At 43.0% G+C, this 19,790-nt stretch carries 16 protein-coding genes, 4 tRNA genes and 2 pseudogenes; 10 read left to right on the top strand and 12 right to left on the bottom strand.

Annotation, left to right across the window (positions count from 1 at the left end):
• Positions 1 to 182 precede the first annotated feature (182 nt).
• Both AC4CUX_RS04915 and AC4CUX_RS04910 read left to right on the top strand, forming a co-directional pair.
• A pseudogene (locus AC4CUX_RS04915) lies at positions 183 to 1,785 on the top strand (TRAP transporter large permease subunit); the annotation flags it as partial.
• A gap of 140 nt (positions 1,786 to 1,925) precedes the next feature.
• A pseudogene (locus tag AC4CUX_RS04910) lies at positions 1,926 to 2,465 on the top strand (TRAP transporter large permease subunit); the annotation flags it as partial.
• Between the two features lie 411 nt (positions 2,466 to 2,876).
• Here AC4CUX_RS04910 and AC4CUX_RS04905 read toward each other — a convergent pair.
• The 5 genes from AC4CUX_RS04905 to rnr are packed head-to-tail and all read right to left on the bottom strand — an operon-like array spanning position 2,877 to position 9,045.
• Positions 2,877 to 3,296 carry a hypothetical protein gene (locus AC4CUX_RS04905; protein WP_010327584.1) on the bottom strand — a complete coding sequence of 140 codons (420 nt, stop codon included), beginning with the start codon at positions 3,294 to 3,296 and terminating at the stop codon, positions 2,877 to 2,879.
• Between the two features lie 12 nt (positions 3,297 to 3,308).
• A complete protein-coding gene (locus AC4CUX_RS04900) occupies positions 3,309 to 3,521 on the bottom strand; it encodes a YheV family putative zinc ribbon protein (protein WP_171054267.1) in 213 nt (70 codons plus the stop codon).
• 52 nt (positions 3,522 to 3,573) lie between these two features.
• On the bottom strand, positions 3,574 to 5,616 hold the full coding sequence (locus AC4CUX_RS04895; RefSeq protein ID WP_171056754.1) for a M3 family metallopeptidase: 2,043 nt from the start codon (positions 5,614 to 5,616) through the stop codon (positions 3,574 to 3,576).
• Positions 5,617 to 5,668: 52 nt separating this feature from the next.
• Positions 5,669 to 6,550: a VanW family protein gene (locus tag AC4CUX_RS04890; RefSeq protein WP_010327582.1), complete on the bottom strand. Its 882-nt coding sequence runs from the start codon at positions 6,548 to 6,550 to the stop codon at positions 5,669 to 5,671.
• Positions 6,551 to 6,606: 56 nt separating this feature from the next.
• Positions 6,607 to 9,045 (bottom strand): ribonuclease R, encoded by a 2,439-nt coding sequence (gene rnr, locus AC4CUX_RS04885; RefSeq protein ID WP_178904424.1) that lies wholly within the window; start codon positions 9,043 to 9,045, stop codon positions 6,607 to 6,609.
• Positions 9,046 to 9,309: 264 nt separating this feature from the next.
• Here rnr and AC4CUX_RS04880 point away from each other — a divergent pair.
• From AC4CUX_RS04880 to AC4CUX_RS04855, 6 genes are all read left to right on the top strand, one after another.
• A tRNA-Ser gene (locus tag AC4CUX_RS04880) sits at positions 9,310 to 9,399 on the top strand.
• Positions 9,400 to 9,413: 14 nt separating this feature from the next.
• Positions 9,414 to 9,490, top strand: a tRNA-Arg gene (locus AC4CUX_RS04875).
• Between the two features lie 48 nt (positions 9,491 to 9,538).
• Positions 9,539 to 9,615, top strand: a tRNA-Arg gene (locus AC4CUX_RS04870).
• A 276-nt stretch (positions 9,616 to 9,891) separates the two neighbouring features.
• Positions 9,892 to 9,968: transfer RNA gene (locus AC4CUX_RS04865), tRNA-Arg, on the top strand.
• A 269-nt stretch (positions 9,969 to 10,237) separates the two neighbouring features.
• Positions 10,238 to 10,735 carry a YcxB family protein gene (locus AC4CUX_RS04860; RefSeq protein ID WP_010327580.1) on the top strand — a complete coding sequence of 166 codons (498 nt, stop codon included), beginning with the start codon at positions 10,238 to 10,240 and terminating at the stop codon, positions 10,733 to 10,735.
• A 42-nt stretch (positions 10,736 to 10,777) separates the two neighbouring features.
• Complete coding sequence (locus tag AC4CUX_RS04855; protein ID WP_010327579.1) at positions 10,778 to 11,422, top strand: fumarylacetoacetate hydrolase family protein; 645 nt, start codon at positions 10,778 to 10,780, stop codon at positions 11,420 to 11,422.
• Positions 11,423 to 11,455: 33 nt separating this feature from the next.
• Here the strand turns inward: AC4CUX_RS04855 and AC4CUX_RS04850 are convergent, their stop codons facing one another.
• Positions 11,456 to 12,286, bottom strand: a complete 831-nt coding sequence (locus AC4CUX_RS04850) for an AraC family transcriptional regulator (protein ID WP_010327578.1) — start codon at positions 12,284 to 12,286, stop codon at positions 11,456 to 11,458.
• A 104-nt stretch (positions 12,287 to 12,390) separates the two neighbouring features.
• On the opposite strand from AC4CUX_RS04850, the gene AC4CUX_RS04845 reads away from it, so the two are divergent.
• Positions 12,391 to 13,326, top strand: a complete 936-nt coding sequence (locus tag AC4CUX_RS04845; protein WP_029575120.1) for a DMT family transporter — start codon at positions 12,391 to 12,393, stop codon at positions 13,324 to 13,326.
• An 81-nt stretch (positions 13,327 to 13,407) separates the two neighbouring features.
• Here AC4CUX_RS04845 and AC4CUX_RS04840 read toward each other — a convergent pair whose 3' ends face one another.
• Positions 13,408 to 14,658: a YihY family inner membrane protein gene (locus tag AC4CUX_RS04840; protein ID WP_010327576.1), complete on the bottom strand. Its 1,251-nt coding sequence runs from the start codon at positions 14,656 to 14,658 to the stop codon at positions 13,408 to 13,410.
• Positions 14,659 to 14,773: 115 nt separating this feature from the next.
• Here AC4CUX_RS04840 and wrbA point away from each other — a divergent pair, with 115 nt between their 5' ends.
• Positions 14,774 to 15,367 carry an NAD(P)H:quinone oxidoreductase gene (gene wrbA, locus AC4CUX_RS04835; protein WP_125280240.1) on the top strand — a complete coding sequence of 198 codons (594 nt, stop codon included), beginning with the start codon at positions 14,774 to 14,776 and terminating at the stop codon, positions 15,365 to 15,367.
• 42 nt (positions 15,368 to 15,409) lie between these two features.
• Here the strand turns inward: wrbA and AC4CUX_RS04830 are convergent, their stop codons facing one another.
• From AC4CUX_RS04830 to AC4CUX_RS04810, 5 genes are all read right to left on the bottom strand, one after another.
• The gene (locus AC4CUX_RS04830; protein WP_490792222.1) at positions 15,410 to 15,784 is read right to left on the bottom strand and encodes a hypothetical protein; all 375 of its coding nucleotides are present in this window, start codon (positions 15,782 to 15,784) and stop codon (positions 15,410 to 15,412) included.
• Between the two features lie 212 nt (positions 15,785 to 15,996).
• The gene (locus AC4CUX_RS04825) at positions 15,997 to 17,049 is read right to left on the bottom strand and encodes a sensor domain-containing diguanylate cyclase (RefSeq protein ID WP_228140122.1); all 1,053 of its coding nucleotides are present in this window, start codon (positions 17,047 to 17,049) and stop codon (positions 15,997 to 15,999) included.
• A gap of 279 nt (positions 17,050 to 17,328) precedes the next feature.
• A complete protein-coding gene (locus tag AC4CUX_RS04820; RefSeq protein ID WP_004691243.1) occupies positions 17,329 to 17,904 on the bottom strand; it encodes a xanthine phosphoribosyltransferase in 576 nt (191 codons plus the stop codon).
• A gap of 90 nt (positions 17,905 to 17,994) precedes the next feature.
• On the bottom strand, positions 17,995 to 18,705 hold the full coding sequence (locus AC4CUX_RS04815) for a DUF3108 domain-containing protein (RefSeq protein ID WP_178928601.1): 711 nt from the start codon (positions 18,703 to 18,705) through the stop codon (positions 17,995 to 17,997).
• Positions 18,706 to 18,860: 155 nt separating this feature from the next.
• Positions 18,861 to 19,538, bottom strand: coding sequence for a hypothetical protein (locus AC4CUX_RS04810; RefSeq protein ID WP_004977854.1), 678 nt, complete (start codon positions 19,536 to 19,538; stop codon positions 18,861 to 18,863).
• Between the last annotated feature and the right edge of the window lie 252 nt (positions 19,539 to 19,790).

The raw sequence follows: 19,790 nt of genomic DNA, 5'->3' as shown, positions 1-19,790 counted from the left end.
TCTATTGACCTAAATTCTAAAAAGAAAATCCAGATTGTCATATTCAAAAATATAAATTTGATGCAAAGATAAACAAAACAAAAATCTAAAGGCATAGAGAAAGGACAAGCTCGAGCCGACTAAAACGACAGGTTCTACGGTGTATTGCGCTGAATAGAACTGTAATAAAAATAGGAAACAACATGCAGAATCATGGACAGCGCAGATCAGGACTCGATCTGCTGAAGTATATATGGACCGAGTGGATTTCTACTTTTTTCATTCTGATTTTACTGTTACTTACGCTATTAATTGGTACAGGTGAAATGATCCATGGCCAGTTGCTGCGTATGGGTGAGCGCTTATATGGCGATCCAGCCACAGGTATGCAGTATTCTTTTTTAAGGGCAGAGCCAGCCAAGCCAGAGTGTAATCGTCAGCCGAATGTGGATGCTATGGTCAAAACCCAAATGCAAGCCAACGCTGCCGATGAGTTCGCTGACTTCTTTGGTACGGCTTCGGAAGCTGATGTGCGTGCATCCATTTTGGCGGGTGTGCAGCAGTGTGAAGAAAAGTATCAGTTTTATGATAAAGCCATGCAACATATGGAGGCACATCCAAGTATTCGAGCCTATCGTAATTTTGAAACCACTTTTTTCGGTATTTTTAAATTCGGAACAGAAAATCGTGCCATTCTGTTGATTTTTATGGTGGTTTTAGCTGCGATTAGTGCCACCTTAAAAATCCATCATATTGGTTTGCGTGGCCCTTCAACCAAGCTGGATTATCGGGTTTATAGCCTACTGATGACACTGGGTAATGGTTTATTAACCTACTCAAGCATTAGTCAATTTAACTCAGTCAAAGACTCGGGTGTACCGATGAATGGCGAAACCCAGTTGATTTATTGGCTGTGGATGGTTTTATTTGGCGTACTGACATTGATAAGTGTGTGGCAGCTGTTTAGCCCACCGAAAGAGGCCAAAGCTGGCGGGCGTCTAGGCTTTGCTTTTCTGAGTGTGCCTCTGTATGCCTACATGGCGGTGATTACGGGTGTGGCATTTATCTTCTTCATGGACTACCCTATGGGGCAAGGGATTTACTTGGGACAGTTGGTTGAGTTCTCGAGTATTTTCCTGAATTTAGCACTGTTTATTTGGGCGGGTATGTTGTTGAAACAAACCCGTGTCGTGGATCTGTTCTTAAATATTTTGCGTCCATGGAATTTGGCTCCTGAAACTTTAACTTGGTTGATTTTAATCGCTGCGGCTTTACCGACCGCATATACGGGTGCATCGGGGATCTTTGTGATTGCAGCAGGGGCGATTATTTATAAAGAAGTTTGGAATGCAGGTGGACGTCGTCAGTTTGCTTTGGCTGCAACGGCAATGTCGGGTTCGCTGGGTGTAGTTTTGCGTCCATGCTTATTGATTGTGGTGGTGGCATCCTTAAACAAAGAAGTCACGACGGATCTCCTTTATCAATATGGGGTTTATACTTTCCTACTGACCTCAACACTGTTTTTAGTAGTTTCGCTCTTCTTTGCAGAGAGTAAATTCCGCATCGCGGCACCGAGTTTGGCCGCACCTAAATCAGGGCGTGCTTTCCTAGCGGTAGTGCCGTATATCGTGATTTTTGTCCTCACGTGGATGTTCTATAAATACTTATTAGACACTGACTTAAATGAATTTACTGCACCCGTGATGATGCCTGTGATTTTATTGATGATCGTGTTGTTTGATAAATTACGTCATCAGCCTGCGCCTTTGCCTGCTGTGGGGCATTGGGATGAGACACTCAGCGCAAATTATAACTCGGGTGGTGAACCTGCATTGGCTGGGGCTCAAGTTGCCCATGCAGAATACCGTGAAGGGCTACATGGTAATGCCGCAGATGATGGACAAGTGGTGAATCATGGGGTGGTTCAATCTAGTTCCATGGACGTGTTACGCCAAGTCGGTTTTTGGAAGTCGATGCATATCTCGACCAGTGAAACCGTTGGACACATTGGTGCTTTGGTTATTTTAATGGCACTGTCGGTGAGCGTGGGCGGATTGCTTGAACGTACGGAGGTAATGAGTTTCTTCCCGACTGATATTAGCAGTACGTTCTTGGTCATTACCCTGATTTTGGGGTTGATGGTCTTTGTTGGGATGATTATGGATCCGTTTGGCGCCGTGATCTTGATTTCTGCGACGGTTGCACCTGTGGCCTATCAATATGGTATTCATCCTGTCCATTTTTGGATGATCACCTTGATTGGCTTTGAGTTGGGCTATGTGACACCACCTGTGGCTCTTAATCATCTTTTAGCAAGACAATCCATTGGTGATGCCGAGGTGAATGAGGCCGATGAGGAAGTGCGTCATTTATCTTTCTATTATCGTTATGAACGTTGGATTTTACCTTTGATCGTGTTGTTCCCAGCGATGCTGATCATTGCTTATGTTCCATACTTCTTTAAGTTATTTGGCTGGTATCACTAAGTTGTGAACTTGAGTTAGACCATAAAAAAGCCATCTTCGGATGCTTTTTTATGCTTTGGATTTTATTCATGATGATTTTAAGGAAAATGGTTTCTTTGTAGCGACTAAACAACTACCCACTCAAATCAAAACAAAGTACAAGGGTATTGTTAAGCGTCCCATCTTAAAAAATCAGCCCTTACTTGCTCAATGATAAGAGCTAATCGACAAATAAACTCCTTCTAAAAGATATCCTTGGCATGAGCTAGGGGTTGTGATGTATAGCGACTTTATTAGTGGAGGTGGTTCAAAAGAGATGATGAGTTGTGTAATGGCTTTGCGCTGATTGAAAAGGTGGATGAAGCAACAGGGCAAAAAAAGACGTTAGCGTATCCGTCGATAGGCTAACGTCTTTAAAATAACAACCGTATTTTACTGAGCGGCCAATTGGGCTTCTAACAGTTTAATTTGTTCTTCTTTGAGTTTTACTAGCTCATCGGCATCTTTGTGCTGTGCTTGCAAGCTCTTTTCCTGTTCCTTCAACTGGCTTTGAATATCGTCCAGTTTCGCCACTTCTTCTTTGGCAAGTGAGGCATTTTCAGGTACAGGTGCTTTTAAAATATCTTCTTCGACCAATTTAATGGTGTTGTCAGCCATGGCGGTCGAAGCTGCTTTTTCAGCTTCTGGAAGCGCCTTCACGGTCGGTTGAATCAACTCCGCTTGGTGCACTGGTGTTGTAGACTCTTGTGCAGCAAACAACCACTGATAAAGTGCGAAAATCGCAATGATTGCGACCAAACCTGCTGTAATACCCCAGAGTAATTTAGGGTTGTTGTGTTGTACGGACGACATTCGATTCAACCTTTATTCTTTGGATTGACGTGGTTTAAATTGAATGACCCCAACCTCGTCGGGGATAGCGGGGATCTGAGGCTCATCTACATGAGTTGGACGATTCTCAGAATAACCACAGTCGATACATTCAATCCATTCATCGTCATTCGAGGTAAGCATAACAACTCGATCCATCGCCTGACATTTAGGACATTTTGCACCTGCAATGAAACGACGTTTAATAGTCATTAGACTTACCTTCTGAACAATTTAGGCGCCTAGTTTACTCACTTTTTTAGCGGTTCGTCCAACCTTGATGACGAAGTAAAGCATCTATTTTTGGCTCGCGTCCACGGAAATTGATAAATGCATCAAGCGCTGTATCTTTTCCGCCAACTGCTAGAATAAACTGACGAAATTCTTTTCCAGTGGCAGTATTAAAAATCCCTTCATTTTCGAAACGATCGAAGGCATCACTGGCCAAAACTTCCGCCCATTTATAAGAATAATAACCTGCTGCATAGCCGCCTGCGAAAATATGGCTGAAGCTATGCTGGAAGCGGTTATAAGGCGTGGTCTCTAAAACAGCATATTGTGCACGGATCTGGTTTAAGGTGGCTTGGATTTGATCCGCTTTCAAAGCAGGAGCTGCTTTATGAATGCTGAGGTCGAACAGGGCAAACTCGATTTGACGTAAACTTTGCATGCCGGATTGGAAGAAACGCGCGTCCAGCAAGGCTTTCAGTAGACTTTTTGGTAAGGTTTCTTGGGTGTCAATATGTGCACTGAGCAGGTCTAAGCTTTCAGTATCCCATGCCCAAAATTCCATGAATTGACTTGGCAACTCCACCGCATCCCATGCCACGCCGTGTGTCCCCGCAACTGCAATATTGTCGACTTCTGTCAACATATGATGTAAACCATGTCCAAATTCATGGAACAAGGTGATCACTTCATCATGAGTCAGCAACGCTGCTTGATCCCCCACAGGTGGCGTAAAGTTACACACCATATAGCAAATCGGTTTTTGTAGGCCTTGCGTTGTTTTGGTGCGAGAGCGGAAACCACTCATCCATGCGCCACCACGTTTGCCCTGACGCGCATAGAGGTCAAAGTAGAATCCACCGACCACTGCACCTTGATCTTCTAGTTCAAAATAGCGTGCATCTGAGTGCCAAACAGGGGCTTCACGCTCCACAATTTGAATCCCATAAAGACGGTTCACAATGCTAAATAAGCCCTGCAAAATCTTGGGTGCAGGGAAGTAGGGCTTGAGTGCTTCTTGAGATAAATTGAACTGTTGGACTTTCAATTTTTCCGAATAATACGTGCTGTCCCACGGTTTTAAATTCTCAATGCCATCTTCAGCAGCAATAGCTTTCAGCTCCGCCACTTCTTTGAGTGCAGGGGCGCGTGAATGTTCAGCCAAATCACGTAAGAATTGATCTACCGTTGCTACATTTGGTGCCATTTTGCTGGCCAATGAAAGCTCGGCGTAGTTGTTGAAACCTAACAGTGCAGCCATTTCCTGACGCAGGCTTAAGATTTCTTCCATCGCCGCGGTGTTATCAAACTCAGCGTGTTCAGACTGATCAGATGCACGTGTGGTATAGGCACGATACAGTTCTTCGCGTAAAGGACGGTTTTCCGCGTAGGTCATAATTGCCAGATACGATGGGAAGTCTAAAGTGGCAACGGGTTGATCAAGTTCGCGCTGCTGACCATATTGTTTTAACAGCTCAATACTGCTTTGTGGTAAGCCTGCCAGTTCGTGTTCCGCTAAAGGTTTGAAATAGGCTTGGGTGGCATCCAGAACATGGTTGGAAAAGTCGGACGATAGTTGTGATAAACGTGCGGAGATTTCTGCATAACGTTTTTTGGCTTCACCTTCTAAAGCCACCCCAGACAGTTTGAAGTCGCGCAGTGCAAGTTTAATCGCACTTTGTTGGGCTTCAGGGAGGTGATCAAATTGCGCAGCATCATGAATGTGTTGATAGGTTTGATACAGCGCTGTGTGTTGACCTAACTCGGTATAGTATTCACTTAAGCTTGGTAATAGTGACTGGTACACCTCACGAGTTTCAGCATTGTTCATGACCGCATTGAGGTGGGACAGCACGCCCCATGCTTCACTCATATTATTTTCTAAATGATCGACTTGTTCTAAGACCGCAAGCTGTCCCTGAATTGATTCAGGGACTTCGCTCAGGTCTTTTAAAAAACTTTGGCCCTGTTGAATTGCCTGTTCGATCTGCTGTTGGAGTTGTACTAAGGTGATTTGATCAAACTGTGGAACAGGCAAGGTTGCTTTTTCTAATGTCATGCGTTTAAGCCAAATTAAATGTTCAGTTATCACTAGATGTAAGGGTGATGCCGTGGGAAATCAAGTTTTAATTGGTTTTGATGTTTTGCGCTGCTTGAAATTCAGCCCATGATGGGTAGTGCTGATCAATGCGTGAGGGCTGATAAAGCACTTTGGCAAAGTTACGGGTCATGCATTCAGTGGCTAAGATTTCACCGCTTTTATATTTTTCTTTGCGGTGTCGCCAAATTTCGTTTTGTCGGTAGTAGTTCGTCCCGATTTTTAGGAAGGCATGCTGTTGTTCAAATACATGGTAGACATAGCCTAAATCGGCGGAGCAACGCAGTTCACCTTCTAAACATTTCTCACTAAACCACAGCCGAATTTGAAAGCTATGTGGGGTGGGGTTGTAAAATTGATAATCAATATAGTTATAAAAAATTGCAGCGCCACTACCAAATGGAAGTACACGACCATGATCTGGAAAAGGGTCAAAGGAGTGCTGTGAACGTTGTACGACTTGTAACGGGCTATGTAAGACAAGCCAGTGAATGAGATTGGCAATTTGGCAAATCCCGCCACCAATACCACCGCGTGCTTGACCAAAGCTGAGTTCCATTCCCTCGACATAGCCTTTTTGAGTTGTTGGTTGTCCCACCAACTGACAAAAAGAAAACGTTTGTTGTGGATGGATTAAAATTCCGGAAATACACGGACTGGCAATTTTGAGATTGATGACTTTATTGTGTTGCCAGTGTTGATCGCTGTCGCCTAATTTACGAATCAGAACGGACTGATGCTTTTTGACGCGAAAAGCCAAAGGGGCGTTAGAAAATGAATGCGCATAGTCTTTCCCATCTGTTTTCCATTGCCAATAGCGCATCATACGTCGGCTACGCGTGGCCATGAAATAAAGCAAGGGATGATATTGGCTGATAGGTTTGCTTAAAAATAAACGCAAAAAGTTCATGTTGGCCCTATGAAAAAAGGTGCTAGAACATTAAGCCCTAGCACCTTTTACATCATTTACTCAGTTTTCGCTTTTGCGTTTGATTTTTTCTTTTTAGGTTTCGACTTTTTCTTCACTTTATCTTTAACCTTTGTTTCAGACTTTGATGAAGATTTTTTACCAGGCTTTTTGCTGTAGGAGCTAGGTTGGGATTTATCTTTTTTGCGTCGTATGGGCTGGTCTCCGCTGTTACTGGGAGAGGTGTTTGTCGACTCGCTAAAGACTTCTTCTTTACTTTCGCTTCGTGCTGTTTTGGCTTTGCCAACACGGGGCGCTCGACTACGTATGGGCCGACCACCATGTGAGAGTTGCTGCAATAATTCAAAATCAATTTTGCGGTCTTCTAAATTCACTGCTGCAACTTTGATTTTCACTTCATCGCCCAAGCTAAAGCTTTGACCACGTGCCTGCCCAATCAAGCTCTGACTTGGTTGGTCATAGACAAAGTAGTCATCGCCCAATTGGCTGACATGGATCATGCCGTCAACATATAAGTCTTTGAGCGTCACAAATAGACCGAATTCCGCTACGGCAGAAATGGTGCCGACAAACTCTTCACCCAAATGCTGCTGCATATAATGACATTTCAACCATGTGGTGACAGAGCGAGAAGCTTCATCTGCACGACGTTCAGTCGCCGAGAAATGTTGACCAGCATCATCCAAAGCGGCCCCTGAAAGAGGTGCAGGTTTATGTTTTAACTTGGCTTTAATGGCACGGTGTAACAACAAGTCTGGGTAGCGACGAATTGGAGAAGTGAAGTGCGTGTACGCTTCATATGCCAAACCAAAGTGACCTGCGTTATTCGCGCCGTAGTAGGCTTGCATCATCGAACGTAACAGCACGGCATGAATACTTGGTGCATCAATACGGTCTTTGGTTGCATCAATCACGGCTTGGTAGTCTTTCTGAGTCGGCTGCTCTGGGAATGGTAGACCTAACAGTTTGACAAAGTCGCGTACTTTTTGAATACGTGAAAACTCAGGTGGTTCGTGAATACGGTATAACATTGGCACATCATGTTGTAGCGCATATTCAGCCGCTGCCACGTTTGCCAACAACATACATTCTTCAATCAGTTTGTGAGCATCATTACGCGTACGCGGTAAAATTTCCTTAATACCGCCCAGCTCATCAAAGGTCATGTAAGTTTCAACGGTTTCAAATTCCATGGCATGACGTTCAGCACGTAACCCTTTGAGGACTTGATAGAGTTGGAACAGGGTGTTCAAGGATTTGCGCACATCACGGACTTCTGGGATGGCACTGCTGTCACCTTCAAAGTATTGAGCAACGTTGGTATAGGTTAAACGTGCCTTTGAATGCATGACTGATGGATAGAACTCAAACTTGGTGACCCGACCAGCACGTGACAGGTTTAAATCACAAACCATACACAGGCGGTCCACATGCGGATTGAGTGAACATAAGCCATTCGAAAGAGCTTCAGGCAACATCGGTAAAACAAAGTGCGGGAAATATACCGATGTACCACGTTCTTGGGCTTCATCATCCAGCGGTTTACCAGAACGGACATAGTGACTCACATCCGCAATGGCCACCACCACACGGTAACCGCCGCCTGGACGTTTTTCTGCATAGACTGCATCATCAAAGTCGCGTGCATCTTCACCATCAATAGTGACTAAGGCTAAATCACGTAGGTCAATACGACCTTCACGGTCCTGCACTGAAGGCTCTTTAAAGCTCTCTGCTTCTTTAATGACTTCTTCTGGGAACTCATACGGCAAACCAAACTCTAAAATGGTTTGCGGAATAATAATTTCAGTGTCGGCCTTGTCTGCCATCGATTGCACAATATGACCGGTCGCCAACTCATCTTTGGTTGGATAGTCATCAATTGCGACACGAACCGAATCGCCCACTTTGACTTGTGCATGTTCGATTAACTCTTTTTCTAAAGTAATCGGTTGGTGCGCATTCGGATTTGCTGGTTGAATAAAGTATTCACCGTCATGTATCGATACTTTACCAATGATTTGCTTCACACGGTGTTGCACCACTTCGGTAATAAAGCCCCAAGCTTTACCTTTGCGGTCCACTGAGGTTTGACGCACTTTAACACGGTCACCATTAAACACTTGGCGCAGTTCGCGTTCAGGTAAAAGTAAGTCTTCATGACCTGCAATATTCGCCGTGCCAAAGCCTTTACTATTGATGTAAACCGTTGCTTCATGTTCAGGTTGCTCTTCGGCAATTTGAAACTTAAAGCCATCTTTCATCAGTTGACCATCACGAACCATCGCAATTAAGCGATGGTTGAGCGCTTCAATGCTTTTTTGATCTGCAATTTCAAAAATTTCGACCAAGTCCGCATGCGATAAAGCCGTCTTTTTTTCTTCGATGGTTTCTAAAATGAGCGTGCGGCTCGGAATAGGGTTGTCATAACGTTCAGCTTCAGCTTTTGCTTCAGGATCGACCCAATTTTTCATAATGTCTTTGGCTGTATGTCAGTAGATAGGATTAGCATAAGTCATGCGAAGACAGACTGCACGCAAATGATTGCAATATTGTGTTTTATGTCGGCAATTTAGAATATCTGCTGTTTTATTCAACATGCAGATGTAGAGAAAAGAATAAATTCGGATGAATCCGCCCTAAATTGTTTAAAAAGTATTTAATTGAACGAAAATATGCAAAAAATTGAGTGTCTGTGCTTGCAGTGCTAGCATGAAGTTTGTATTATGGCCGCACGTTACGGTGAGATGGGTGAGTGGCTGAAACCACATCCCTGCTAAGGATGCGTACGGGTAACTGTACCGAGGGTTCGAATCCCTCTCTCACCGCCAACTTTACTTATGTCGCGCTCATAGCTCAGCTGGATAGAGCACTTGGCTACGAACTAAGGGGTCGGGAGTTCGAATCTCTCTGAGCGCACCAATAAGTAAACTGTATGTAACGTATCGCCTGAATTGGCACACAAGTAATGCGCTCATAGCTCAGCTGGATAGAGCACTTGGCTACGAACTAAGGGGTCGGGAGTTCGAATCTCTCTGAGCGCACCAACTTGAACAATCAACCGCACATGTTGCGGTTTTTTTGTGTCTGTAAAAAAATGAAGTGCTTCGCTTGAGAAAGTGATTCCTCAAGAAAGATTCGATATAAATAAAGCGCTACTCTTGCGTGATTCCCCAGCTATGTTCGTATGGAATGCTCAATCTGTTGGTTTAAGCAGCGTTTTATACCCACTATGCTTAATAACTGGGCAGTTGATCGGCTTTTATGAAAATAAGACTTAACAAAAAATAAGATTCACGTATAATTCACCCCATCAAGACGTCGCGCTCATAGCTCAGCTGGATAGAGCACTTGGCTACGAACTAAGGGGTCGGGAGTTCGAATCTCTCTGAGCGCACCAACTTGATCAATATTGAAAAAACCGCACATGTTGCGGTTTTTTTGTGCCTGCACTTTTTGTTCAGTAGAAATTCATAGCAGGGATGGATTTTTTGCCGTAGTTATTCAGTTGTTTTTTGCATCTCAGTTTTATGATGTGGTTCTGATATCGGTATGGCCTTGGCTTAAGTGGATCGCCACTAATCAACATCGATCTGCTAAAGTCCTAAAAAAATGACCGATTGTGTTGTAGTATTGAGCACAATATTTTTAGCTATTTGATATGACCCTATGTCAGAGAACAAGCCTGCATTATCGACACGTTATTTCCTCACTTTAGAAGAGTCCCAAGATGGTTTTGCCTTAGCGACCTTTGGTAAAAAGCAAATGACGCGTTTTATCACGCCGTTGATTAGTGTCGGGATTATTGTGTGGGGCTTTATGCTCGGCTTCTCAGGCGTCGGTCGCTACTATGTGGCGTTGGGTATATTTTTCTTGGTTTTACAAATTCTCATGCGCTATTGGTTTCTGCCGATGATGTTTAAGCGCCAATTTGTGAAATATCAGTTTGGTAAAAGTGAGCAAGGCATCGATTTATACCAAGATTATGCGGAAATTTATGCCAATGGTCGCAAGCAAGTGGTCCATTATAATGAAGTGCAAAAGTTTGCCAGTGGCAAGTTGACCTATATGCTTGAGCTGAAAAACCGTACTGTGGTGATTGTGCCTAAGCGTGCGTTGGCCGATAGTGCGGATCAATCAAAATTTGAAAATACTTTCAAAGAATAAGTATTTTGCTCCATAACACCATCAAAAAATCAGAGGAAGATCATGAGTACACGTCCATCTAAAATTGTCTGTGTCGGTCGTAGTTATGCAGACCATGCCAAAGAATTAGGCAATGCGATTCCTGATCGTCCGGTTTTATTTATTAAACCACCGAGCAGTTTGCTCAGTTTAGATGCGGGCATCTCTTGGAATCCTGCATGGGGCAGCTGCCATTATGAATGTGAACTGGTTTTACGCATTGACCATCGCCTAAGCAAAGCAACCGATCCAGCTCAAGCCCTGCAAGCAGTAGGGGCTGTAACTTTAGGTTTGGACTTAACCTTGCGTGACTTACAAGATGATTTGAAAACCAAAGGCCAGCCTTGGGAACGTGCCAAAGCCTTTGATGGTTCATGTGTACTGGCAGACTGGATTGCTGTTTCCGATGTGGTACAGGATTGGGATGATGTGCACTACAGTTTTCATGTTAATGATGAGCTCCGCCAAGCGGGCAACACTGCACACTTAATTTTTGATATTGGCACCTTACTGGCTGACATTAGCCAAGTCTTTACTTTGGAAGCAGGCGATGTGGTCATGACAGGCACACCTGCTGGGGTGGCTGCATTACAGGCGGGTGAGCAGTTGAAAATGACCCTAAAAGGCAAAAACCAAGACTATTCTTGGAATACCTTTGTTCAAGCTTAATTTACAGGCTTTCAAACCCCATCATTCAAAAGGTCACTTCGGTGATCTTTTTGAGCGCTGTTGATGACTATGGTACAGTTTACGAAACTGATCGGGGGTATATACCATCCAGCGTTTAAACATATTAATAAAGGCCGATGCATTGGCATAGCCCAAATCCAGCGCGATACTTTCGACCTTTTTTCCCTCTGTCAGCATGCTCATGGCTTTCATGACTTTTAAGCGCTGCCGCCATTCATTCAAGGACATGCCAAGTTCTTTTTGACTATAACGTGCCAGTGTGCGTTCAGTCATATTGTGCTGTATTGCCAGTTGTTGCAAAGAACTGTTGTCCGCAGGATGTAGATGTAAAAAATCTAAAATGCTTTTCAGGGGCGGGTGTTCAGAGTGCGGTAAATAGCTGCTAACCAATTCTACATGATGTAACTGATCAAGCAAAACATAGAGTAAGCGCATGTGTTCAGGTGCATCATCGGGCAGGCTTTGTTGTCTCAAATGCTTAAAGAGTGCCGAGACCAAAGGTGAGCTGAGCATAATACCTGCCTGTTGAGGCAGATGAGTGCATAAGCTTTCATGGATATAGAGCGTACCGTGAGAAACATCAGTGTGATTTAAGCTGCTATGGGCTACATTGGGTGGAAGCCAAATGCCATAAGGTGGCGGGGTAAGGTAGTCAATCTGGTTGATATTCACCTCCATCACGCCATTAAAGGCATATACAAATTCGCCCCATGCATGTCCATGCACGGGATAAACCGACTGCGCGGGGTCTTCGCGAAAGCTGATCCACAATAATTTATCAATATCATCATTGGTCGGTAATTGTTTGAGTGGTGCGCTCTTTTTTTGTTGTCGTTGGGGCATGGCTGAAATTGCCTGAATAAGAAGATATCTTGTCTGTTTTAAATTATATGTTCTATTTCAGACAAATCTATAGTGAGCTTTGATCTTTTTCAGTGGAGCAGGTCGTGAGTAGTCGTCAAGCGCTAGACAGTAAAGCTTCAGGGATTATGTTTGGGCTGTGTATTTTGTGGGGATTACAACAAGTGGTGTTAAAGCTTGCTGCCCCCGATATTTCTGCAGTGATGCAAATTGCACTGCGCTCAGGTCTCTCTGCGTTGATGGTTTACCCCATGATCAAGCTGGCAAAGGGCACATCTTTATGGGGGCGAGACTACTTACCCGCAGGAGTTTTAGTCGGGCTTTTATTTGCAGCTGAATTTTTTCTGGTCGCGCAAGCTTTACGTTTTACCTCCGCGGCGCATACCGTAGTTTTGCTGTATACCGCACCTATTTTTGTAGCATTGGGTCTGCACTGGAAATTACCCTCTGAACGTTTATCGCTTATCCAGTGGTTGGGCATTGCATGTGCATTTTTCGGGATTGTGATTGCATTTTTATTTCGTCCTGCAGCTTCACAAGCGGCTGCGAGTTCGGCAATTTGGGGCGATGCTTTAGCACTTTTGGCAGGGGTATTATGGGCAGCCACAACTATTGCAGTGCGGCTGACGAAACTAGCAGAAGCACCTGCCCCCCAAACTTTGTTTTATCAGCTCTTTATCGCATTTTTAGTGTTATTGCCTGTGGCTTTTTTCATGGGACAAGCGACGATTCACTGGTCTGTATTATCCCTTACAAGTTTACTTTTCCATACCGTTGTCGTGTCATTTGCCAGTTATCTGATTTGGTTTTGGCTGTTGAAAAAATATTTGGCCTCACAGTTGGGTGTCTTTTCTTTTTTGACCCCAATCTTTGGGATGTGTTTTGGTGTGGTGTTACTCAATGAACAGTTGGAACTCAACTTTTTGGTAGGTACATGCTTTGTGTTGATGGGTGTGATGGTGGTGAGTTTGCATCACAAAATTAAGCAGTATGCACAGGCATTTAAAGTGGCTTTGCAATAAATACAGAGTAAGCTTGAGCTCAGACTGCTTTGATTCAGCATATAAAAAACGTGTCTTGAACACGTTTTTTATAATGAAGTTTTAAGATTTATCATCAAAAATTGTAGACAGCGGAATGGCGAGTTTGGCCGCCAAGTAATCATCCGACTCAACTAACGCTGGGCCAATTTTCTGTATCCAGACATCATCAGGATGCACATTACCCAAATCTTTACGTTTTGGTAAAGGGTAAGGAAGTCTGCTGTAAAAACTCCAAAAATCGACTTGAGATAAATTACGTACTAGTACAAATTGGTTGTCATCGGTACGTTTGACTAAGTTTTGCTGTTCAAGCATAAACACGTAACTCGGCCAACGGCCCAATTCATCTCTTCCTAAAACATCCAAAGCTTCATCATCAGAGACACTGAGTCCTTGCTGTTGCTTTTTATAAAACAGCTCCAGCAAATCTAGTAGCATAATGACAGGGTGCCGTTTTTGCTCTTTCTGGGAAGTAAATGCGGTGAGTGCGTAGCTGATTTCAACGCCAATCAGGACAATATTCCACGACAAAAAAATCCATAATAAGAAAATAGGAATCGCAGCAAAGGCACCATAAACGACTTCATAACTGGTGAAGTTTGACATGATAAAGCCGAACAAATTTTTCAGGAGTTCAAACACTACAGCACTAAATAAGCCTGCAATAAAAGCGGATTTAATTGGGACACTTCGGTTTGGAATAGTCCAATTCAGGATAAAAAATCCTAAAACCGTTAGACAGAAAGAAATCAACCACAGGACAAATGCGCCATTGAGTTCATAGCCTGCAAAATTATTGCTCAAAACATTGAGGGAAGCCATCGTCGACGAAATAACAAAGGCACTACCGAGTAGAATAGGGCCCAAAGAAATAATGGTCCAATAGCGCATAAAGCCAATAATGCCGCCGCGGGTTTCGCGGACTCGCCAAATACGGTTAAAGACTTTTTCAATGCTGGTTAACATCATGACGGTAGTGACGAATAAAAATAAGATCCCAATAATGGTTAAATTACTGGATTTATCGGTAAACGCATTTAAGGCCTTATCAAAAGCAATCGTGGTTTTCGGTAAAAAATTACTATAGATCAATTGTTGTAATTGCTGCCGTGCAGGCTCAAGCGCTTTGATTGAGGAAATGATCACCAAAAAAACGGTCAGCATCGGAACGACGGCAAACAGGGTCGTATAGGTTAGTGAACCGGCTTGTTCACGACATCGATCGGCCTCAAAGCGGCGCAGTACAAATAAAATGAACTGAAACCAAGTTTTCTCATAGAAAGGAAGTTTTCTTAAGTACTGTTCTAACATAGGCAAAGTATCTCTCTTGTTTTCTTCATCTTTTCTACATTTTTCACCATAAGCTTAACCAAAAAGTAGGAAAAATACCGTATAGTTTTATTTTTTCTGTCACCGAACTCTATTCATGCAAACCTATGTTTTAGTTTTATATTACAGCAAATACGGCAGTACCCGTGAAATGGCGCATCTGATTGCAAATGGAATTGAAGCCAGTGGTGTTGCAGTTAAAATTCGAACGGTGCCAAATATTGCGGCTGTGGTGAAGGAAGCAGAGTCGAGTATTCCTGCAGAAGGCGATATTTATTGTAGTTTAGAGGACTTGGCAAACTGTGCTGGTTTGGCGCTAGGTTCACCAACCCGCTTTGGCAACATGGCTTCTGAAATGAAATATTTTCTTGATCAAACCACCAGTCTTTGGCTCAATGGAGCTTTGCATGGCAAGCCGGCTTGTGTGTTTACCTCGTCAGGTTCGATGCATGGTGGTCAAGAAAGTACTTTATTGACCATGCTGCCACCATTGTTTCATCATGGCATGATGATTTTAGGGTTGAACAATGCCAGTCCCGCATTGTCACATACGAAGACAGGTGGAACACCGTATGGTGCGAGCCATGTCAGCGGGCCTCGACATGATCAGAGCTTAAGCCAAGATGAAAAAGTGCTGTGCGAAGCTCAAGGTAAGCGTCTTGGGGAAGTTGTGAAGAAATTACAGGCCTAGTCATTGAGACATGAAAAAAGCCCATCCATGATGGGCTTTTTATTATTGGGCTGGCGTCAGATGCTGTTCTTTGGACTTTGTACCACACTTAAGACATTTATAGTCAAGAAATACATTTTTATCGACAATGACACCCGCTTTTTTACCAAAACGATGTCCTAAAAAACCACCTGTCACACCAATACTGACCGCACCCACAAAGGTGCCAATGGTGCCACCCATAATCACCCCAAGAGGTCCAGCCGCTGCACCGATCGCTGCGCCAATAGAGGCTCCAGATGCTGCACCACCGACAGTACCAGCGGTTGCACCTGCAGAACTGAGCAATACGCCCCCAATTTTAGTCAGTTGTTGCTCGTGATTGCGTTTTTCAACCTCACTAGAGCCACATTTTGGGCAGAGAATTGTATTTTCCATAGTTTATTGGCCTATTCGGGTGACCAGTGATTGAAGCTGGCAGCCGTTTTACGGTGTGGATGATACGTTGCGCAGAACAACCGAGTTTTGCGCTTGAATTTGACAGATCTAAACAACTGAATCTAGAGTAAATCTTAGTTGAACTTGCAGCAATAATATTTATTAAACTTGTAATTTTCTTGAGTACTTTATGCTGAGTTTTTAAATATGGTTTAGTTGGCAAAGTGAATTGGGTTTCTTATAGCTTGTTTGGCACAGTACAATGCTTTATCTGCGCGTTTAAAGACATCTTCTGCATCTGCATCATGTTTGCCGATTTCAGCAACCCCTATACTGACCGTGAAGCACAGCACTTCTTGCTCATAATGCACTTCCATCGCTTCAATCGTTGAACAGATACGTTTAAAGACCCGCATGGCTTCATCACCCAAGCAAGCGGGTAAAATAATCGCAAATTCCTCACCACCAATACGGGCTAAAAAGTCTTCGTCACGCAGTACACTGCGGATTTTTTTGGTCATCTTTTTCAGCACATGGTCACCTGCGGTATGCCCATAACAGTCATTCAGCTGTTTAAAGTGATCAATATCTAAGATGCCGATTGTAAATGGCACGCGAGCATGGCTGAAATGCTGCATGGTTTGATTGCTTTCTTGCACAAATTCACGACGGTTAAAAGTTCCCGTAAGCTCGTCTGTAGATGCTAAGACCGCCATTTCTTGCACTTGTAAATGTAATTTAATGTTTAAAGCTAACCAAGTGGCGAGACTCTGTAAAAGAATTGCTTGTTGTAGGGTGTAGTGATGTTTACGTTGATCTGCCACGTTTAAGGTACCAATACACACGCCATTGTGAATCATGGGTGCATCCATACAGGTTTCCATCCCATGCTCAGAAAGCATTCTACAATCCAGCTCATCAGACTGACTTAAATCATCACAAATGATCAGCTTTGCACAGGCAAAGACGCGTCCGACAAAAGTCTGCCCAATCGGAATTTTAAAATCCATGGGAATCGCATGATTGCCTGAGATCGAATACAGCTTGAGATATTCTTCAGTATCTTGCAGGGTAATACTGGCCCGATCCGCATCAAACACGTGAGAAATCCAGTAAGCAATGGTATCTAAAACAGCTTGCAAGGAGTCTGCTTTACTCAAGTCGTGAATGAAGTCTACAGGGAGTTGGATGGAGTGCGCGCCATCAAAGCCAGATAATTGGCTTGGGGTAAATGATCGTTCAGTTAATTGATTCTTGTTTATCATTCAATACGGTATCTCTATAAAATAGTATCCAATTTAGTCTTTGTTTGTTTTGCTCTTAGAAAGTGGACATTACCTTTTAGATTTGATCATGCTATATAAATCGCATTTCTCCAACTTCAATGTGTAATTAAATTGAAAAAAAAACGATATATTTTTACTTTAAATTAAAAATAACCTACAGCGCAAATGTGGCATTTACATGTGGATGACCCGCAGGCCATCTGAGTGACAAAAAAAAGAGCACCTGAAGTGCTCTTTTTTTGAAGTTAAACGCCGTGATTAGTCACGAACAAATTCAACAGTGCCATTTGCCAATGACTTTACGCGTGCCAAAGATTCAACGCGGTAGCCTTTTTCAAGCAAAATGTCACGGCCAGGTTGGAATGATTTTTCAATCACAATACCCACACCAACAACTTCTGCTTTCGCTTGGTGAATTAGGTCAATCAGCCCCAATGCTGCTTGACCGTTAGCCAAGAAGTCATCAATCACGAGGGCTTTGTCTGCTGAGCTGATGTGCTTATTTGAAATTGCAATCGTGCTTTCCGTTTGTTTGGTAAACGAAAAGACTTTTGAGCGGTAAAGGTCATCTTTTAAGGTTAAAGATTGGTATTTACGCGCAAAAATAACGGGCACGCCCAGTTCTAAACCTGCCATGATTGCAGGTGCGATACCTGATGCTTCAATCGTGATGATTTTAGTGATGCCTGCATCTTTAAAACGAGCAGCAAATTCTTTACCGATTAATTGCATCATAACCGGATCGATTTGGTGGTTTAAGAAAGCATCAACTTTCAGAACTTCATCAGATAGAACGATACCTTCGCTTAAGATTTTCTGTTCTAGTGCGTACACGGGAGAATCCTCTAGGGGCAGGTGCTTTTTCAAGCAAAAGCGTATTTTAGGAAGCACCTGAAAAAATGCAAGTAAAATTCGTCAAAATGACTAATTGCTTGCACCTTTATAACCCGTTAATAGCAATCCATAGGATGTTTTCTTATCCACATGGCTGACTTTGACTGGAAGGTAGTCCAATTTAGGTGCTAACCAAAAAATGGTTTCGCGGCCAGGTTTGTCATGTTGCATGACCACTTTAATGGTGTCAAAGGTGCCATAATCAGTTTTGATTGACTCAGAACCTTGTTTCACAAATTTACGTGCTTCCACTTCTTTGGCATCGGCCAAATAATAAGTCGATTTTAAACCGCCATTTTTGATGTCTTCCCGAAGCTGTAATTCAGCATTCAGTTCATCCAGTACGCCGGCTTTCCAAGCGAAAGAACGCGCTTCTTTGTCTTTCTTGGTATTGATGGTTTTTGCCGCTGGATTGAAGTTAATACTCATGGTGTTGTTATGCACCAAAATTTTACTACTACGACTAAAACTGCTGGACTGAATTTGCTTACCATTAAAACTAAAGCGACTACTTTCGGTTGCAGAGGCGATACCACCAGCTTTGGCTGCAAAGACATAGTTCCAGTTGTTGCCCGATTTCGATAACGTACGTGTCGCTGAGCCCATGTTTTTGCCATTATAGTTAAATTGATAACTGGCTTGGAATGGACTCATGGCAAAGGTTTGACTGGAGAAACCGACAAAGAGCAAGGTGCTGACACTTGTTGCCATTGCGACTGTTTTCAACATTGATTTAGCCATAAGAAAAAGTTTCCTATTCAGTTGTAGGCACAAATTTTTTGCATAGAAATATTATGCACGTTGATTATGAAGAAAAAATTCGAAACATAGGGCAAACTGTAGTTTTATGTTTCTTTTACCCACCTTAAGTCACATTTTAGTAGCAGCATCCCGAGTTATTTTTGTCGAATTGGCGAGACCGTGCTTTCGTCTAGATTAGGTTCAATCAAGTCATCGATCGAGGTTTGCGAAAACTTATTGAACAATGCCGTTAAGTTGACATTACCGATCACTACCAATTCTGCTTCACGCAACACGGCATGATTGACATGGACTTTACCTAAAGTATCGATAATGGAACGGTTTTTCCCTAACCAGCGATTCAAATCCAAATGCAGCAGATCATCTTTGACTTTAATCACATTTAGTTTTTCTAAAATCATGCCTAAGGGGTCTTGGTTCAGGACTTTTTGATAAAAGAATAGGGCACAGCGCACACCCATTTTATGAAATACCGTTGGGTATTCAGCATCCAGCACACTGGTGTCACTGATTTGCTCAAATACGATCAACTGCGTTTTTTTATTTAACTCCATTTGTGCCAGTTTCAAATCTACCGAAAGCGTGAGTTTGAGCCCGTTATAGTCGAGCGTGGCGTATAAACGTAACCAATCATCATGTAAGTCGGCATGCAAGTCTTTCAACATTCTCACGTTGTCGGTCACAAAACGTTGAAAAGTGGCATTTAAAAAGACTTGAGACATTGGAAACTCGCGCTCATCCTCAATAAATCCTTCCGCCTTTTGATAAACTTGGCGTAAACGATTTGAAATGTTGGAAATAAGCGTTTGCATAAGAGGCGTCCTAGCGAATCAACGTGTTTAAGCGATCAGATCTCTGGTCGAAGTGTTTGAAAAATACTGCTCATGAACCTTGCAGTTTAGCAAAATTCATTGCACCATTTTCATGATTTTATGAAACAGTGAATCTAAATGGCACAAGGTCTCATTCTACGCAATAAAATGAAGACTGTGTCTATTTTATACTGCGCGCCTGCGCTTTGGGGAACAAGACAAATTGTCGGTTTGGTGTGATGCTTAGAAAAA

The organism is Acinetobacter sp. 231_lipA (assembly GCF_058243005.1).
This window is presented reverse-complemented; position numbering and strand designations above follow the sequence as displayed.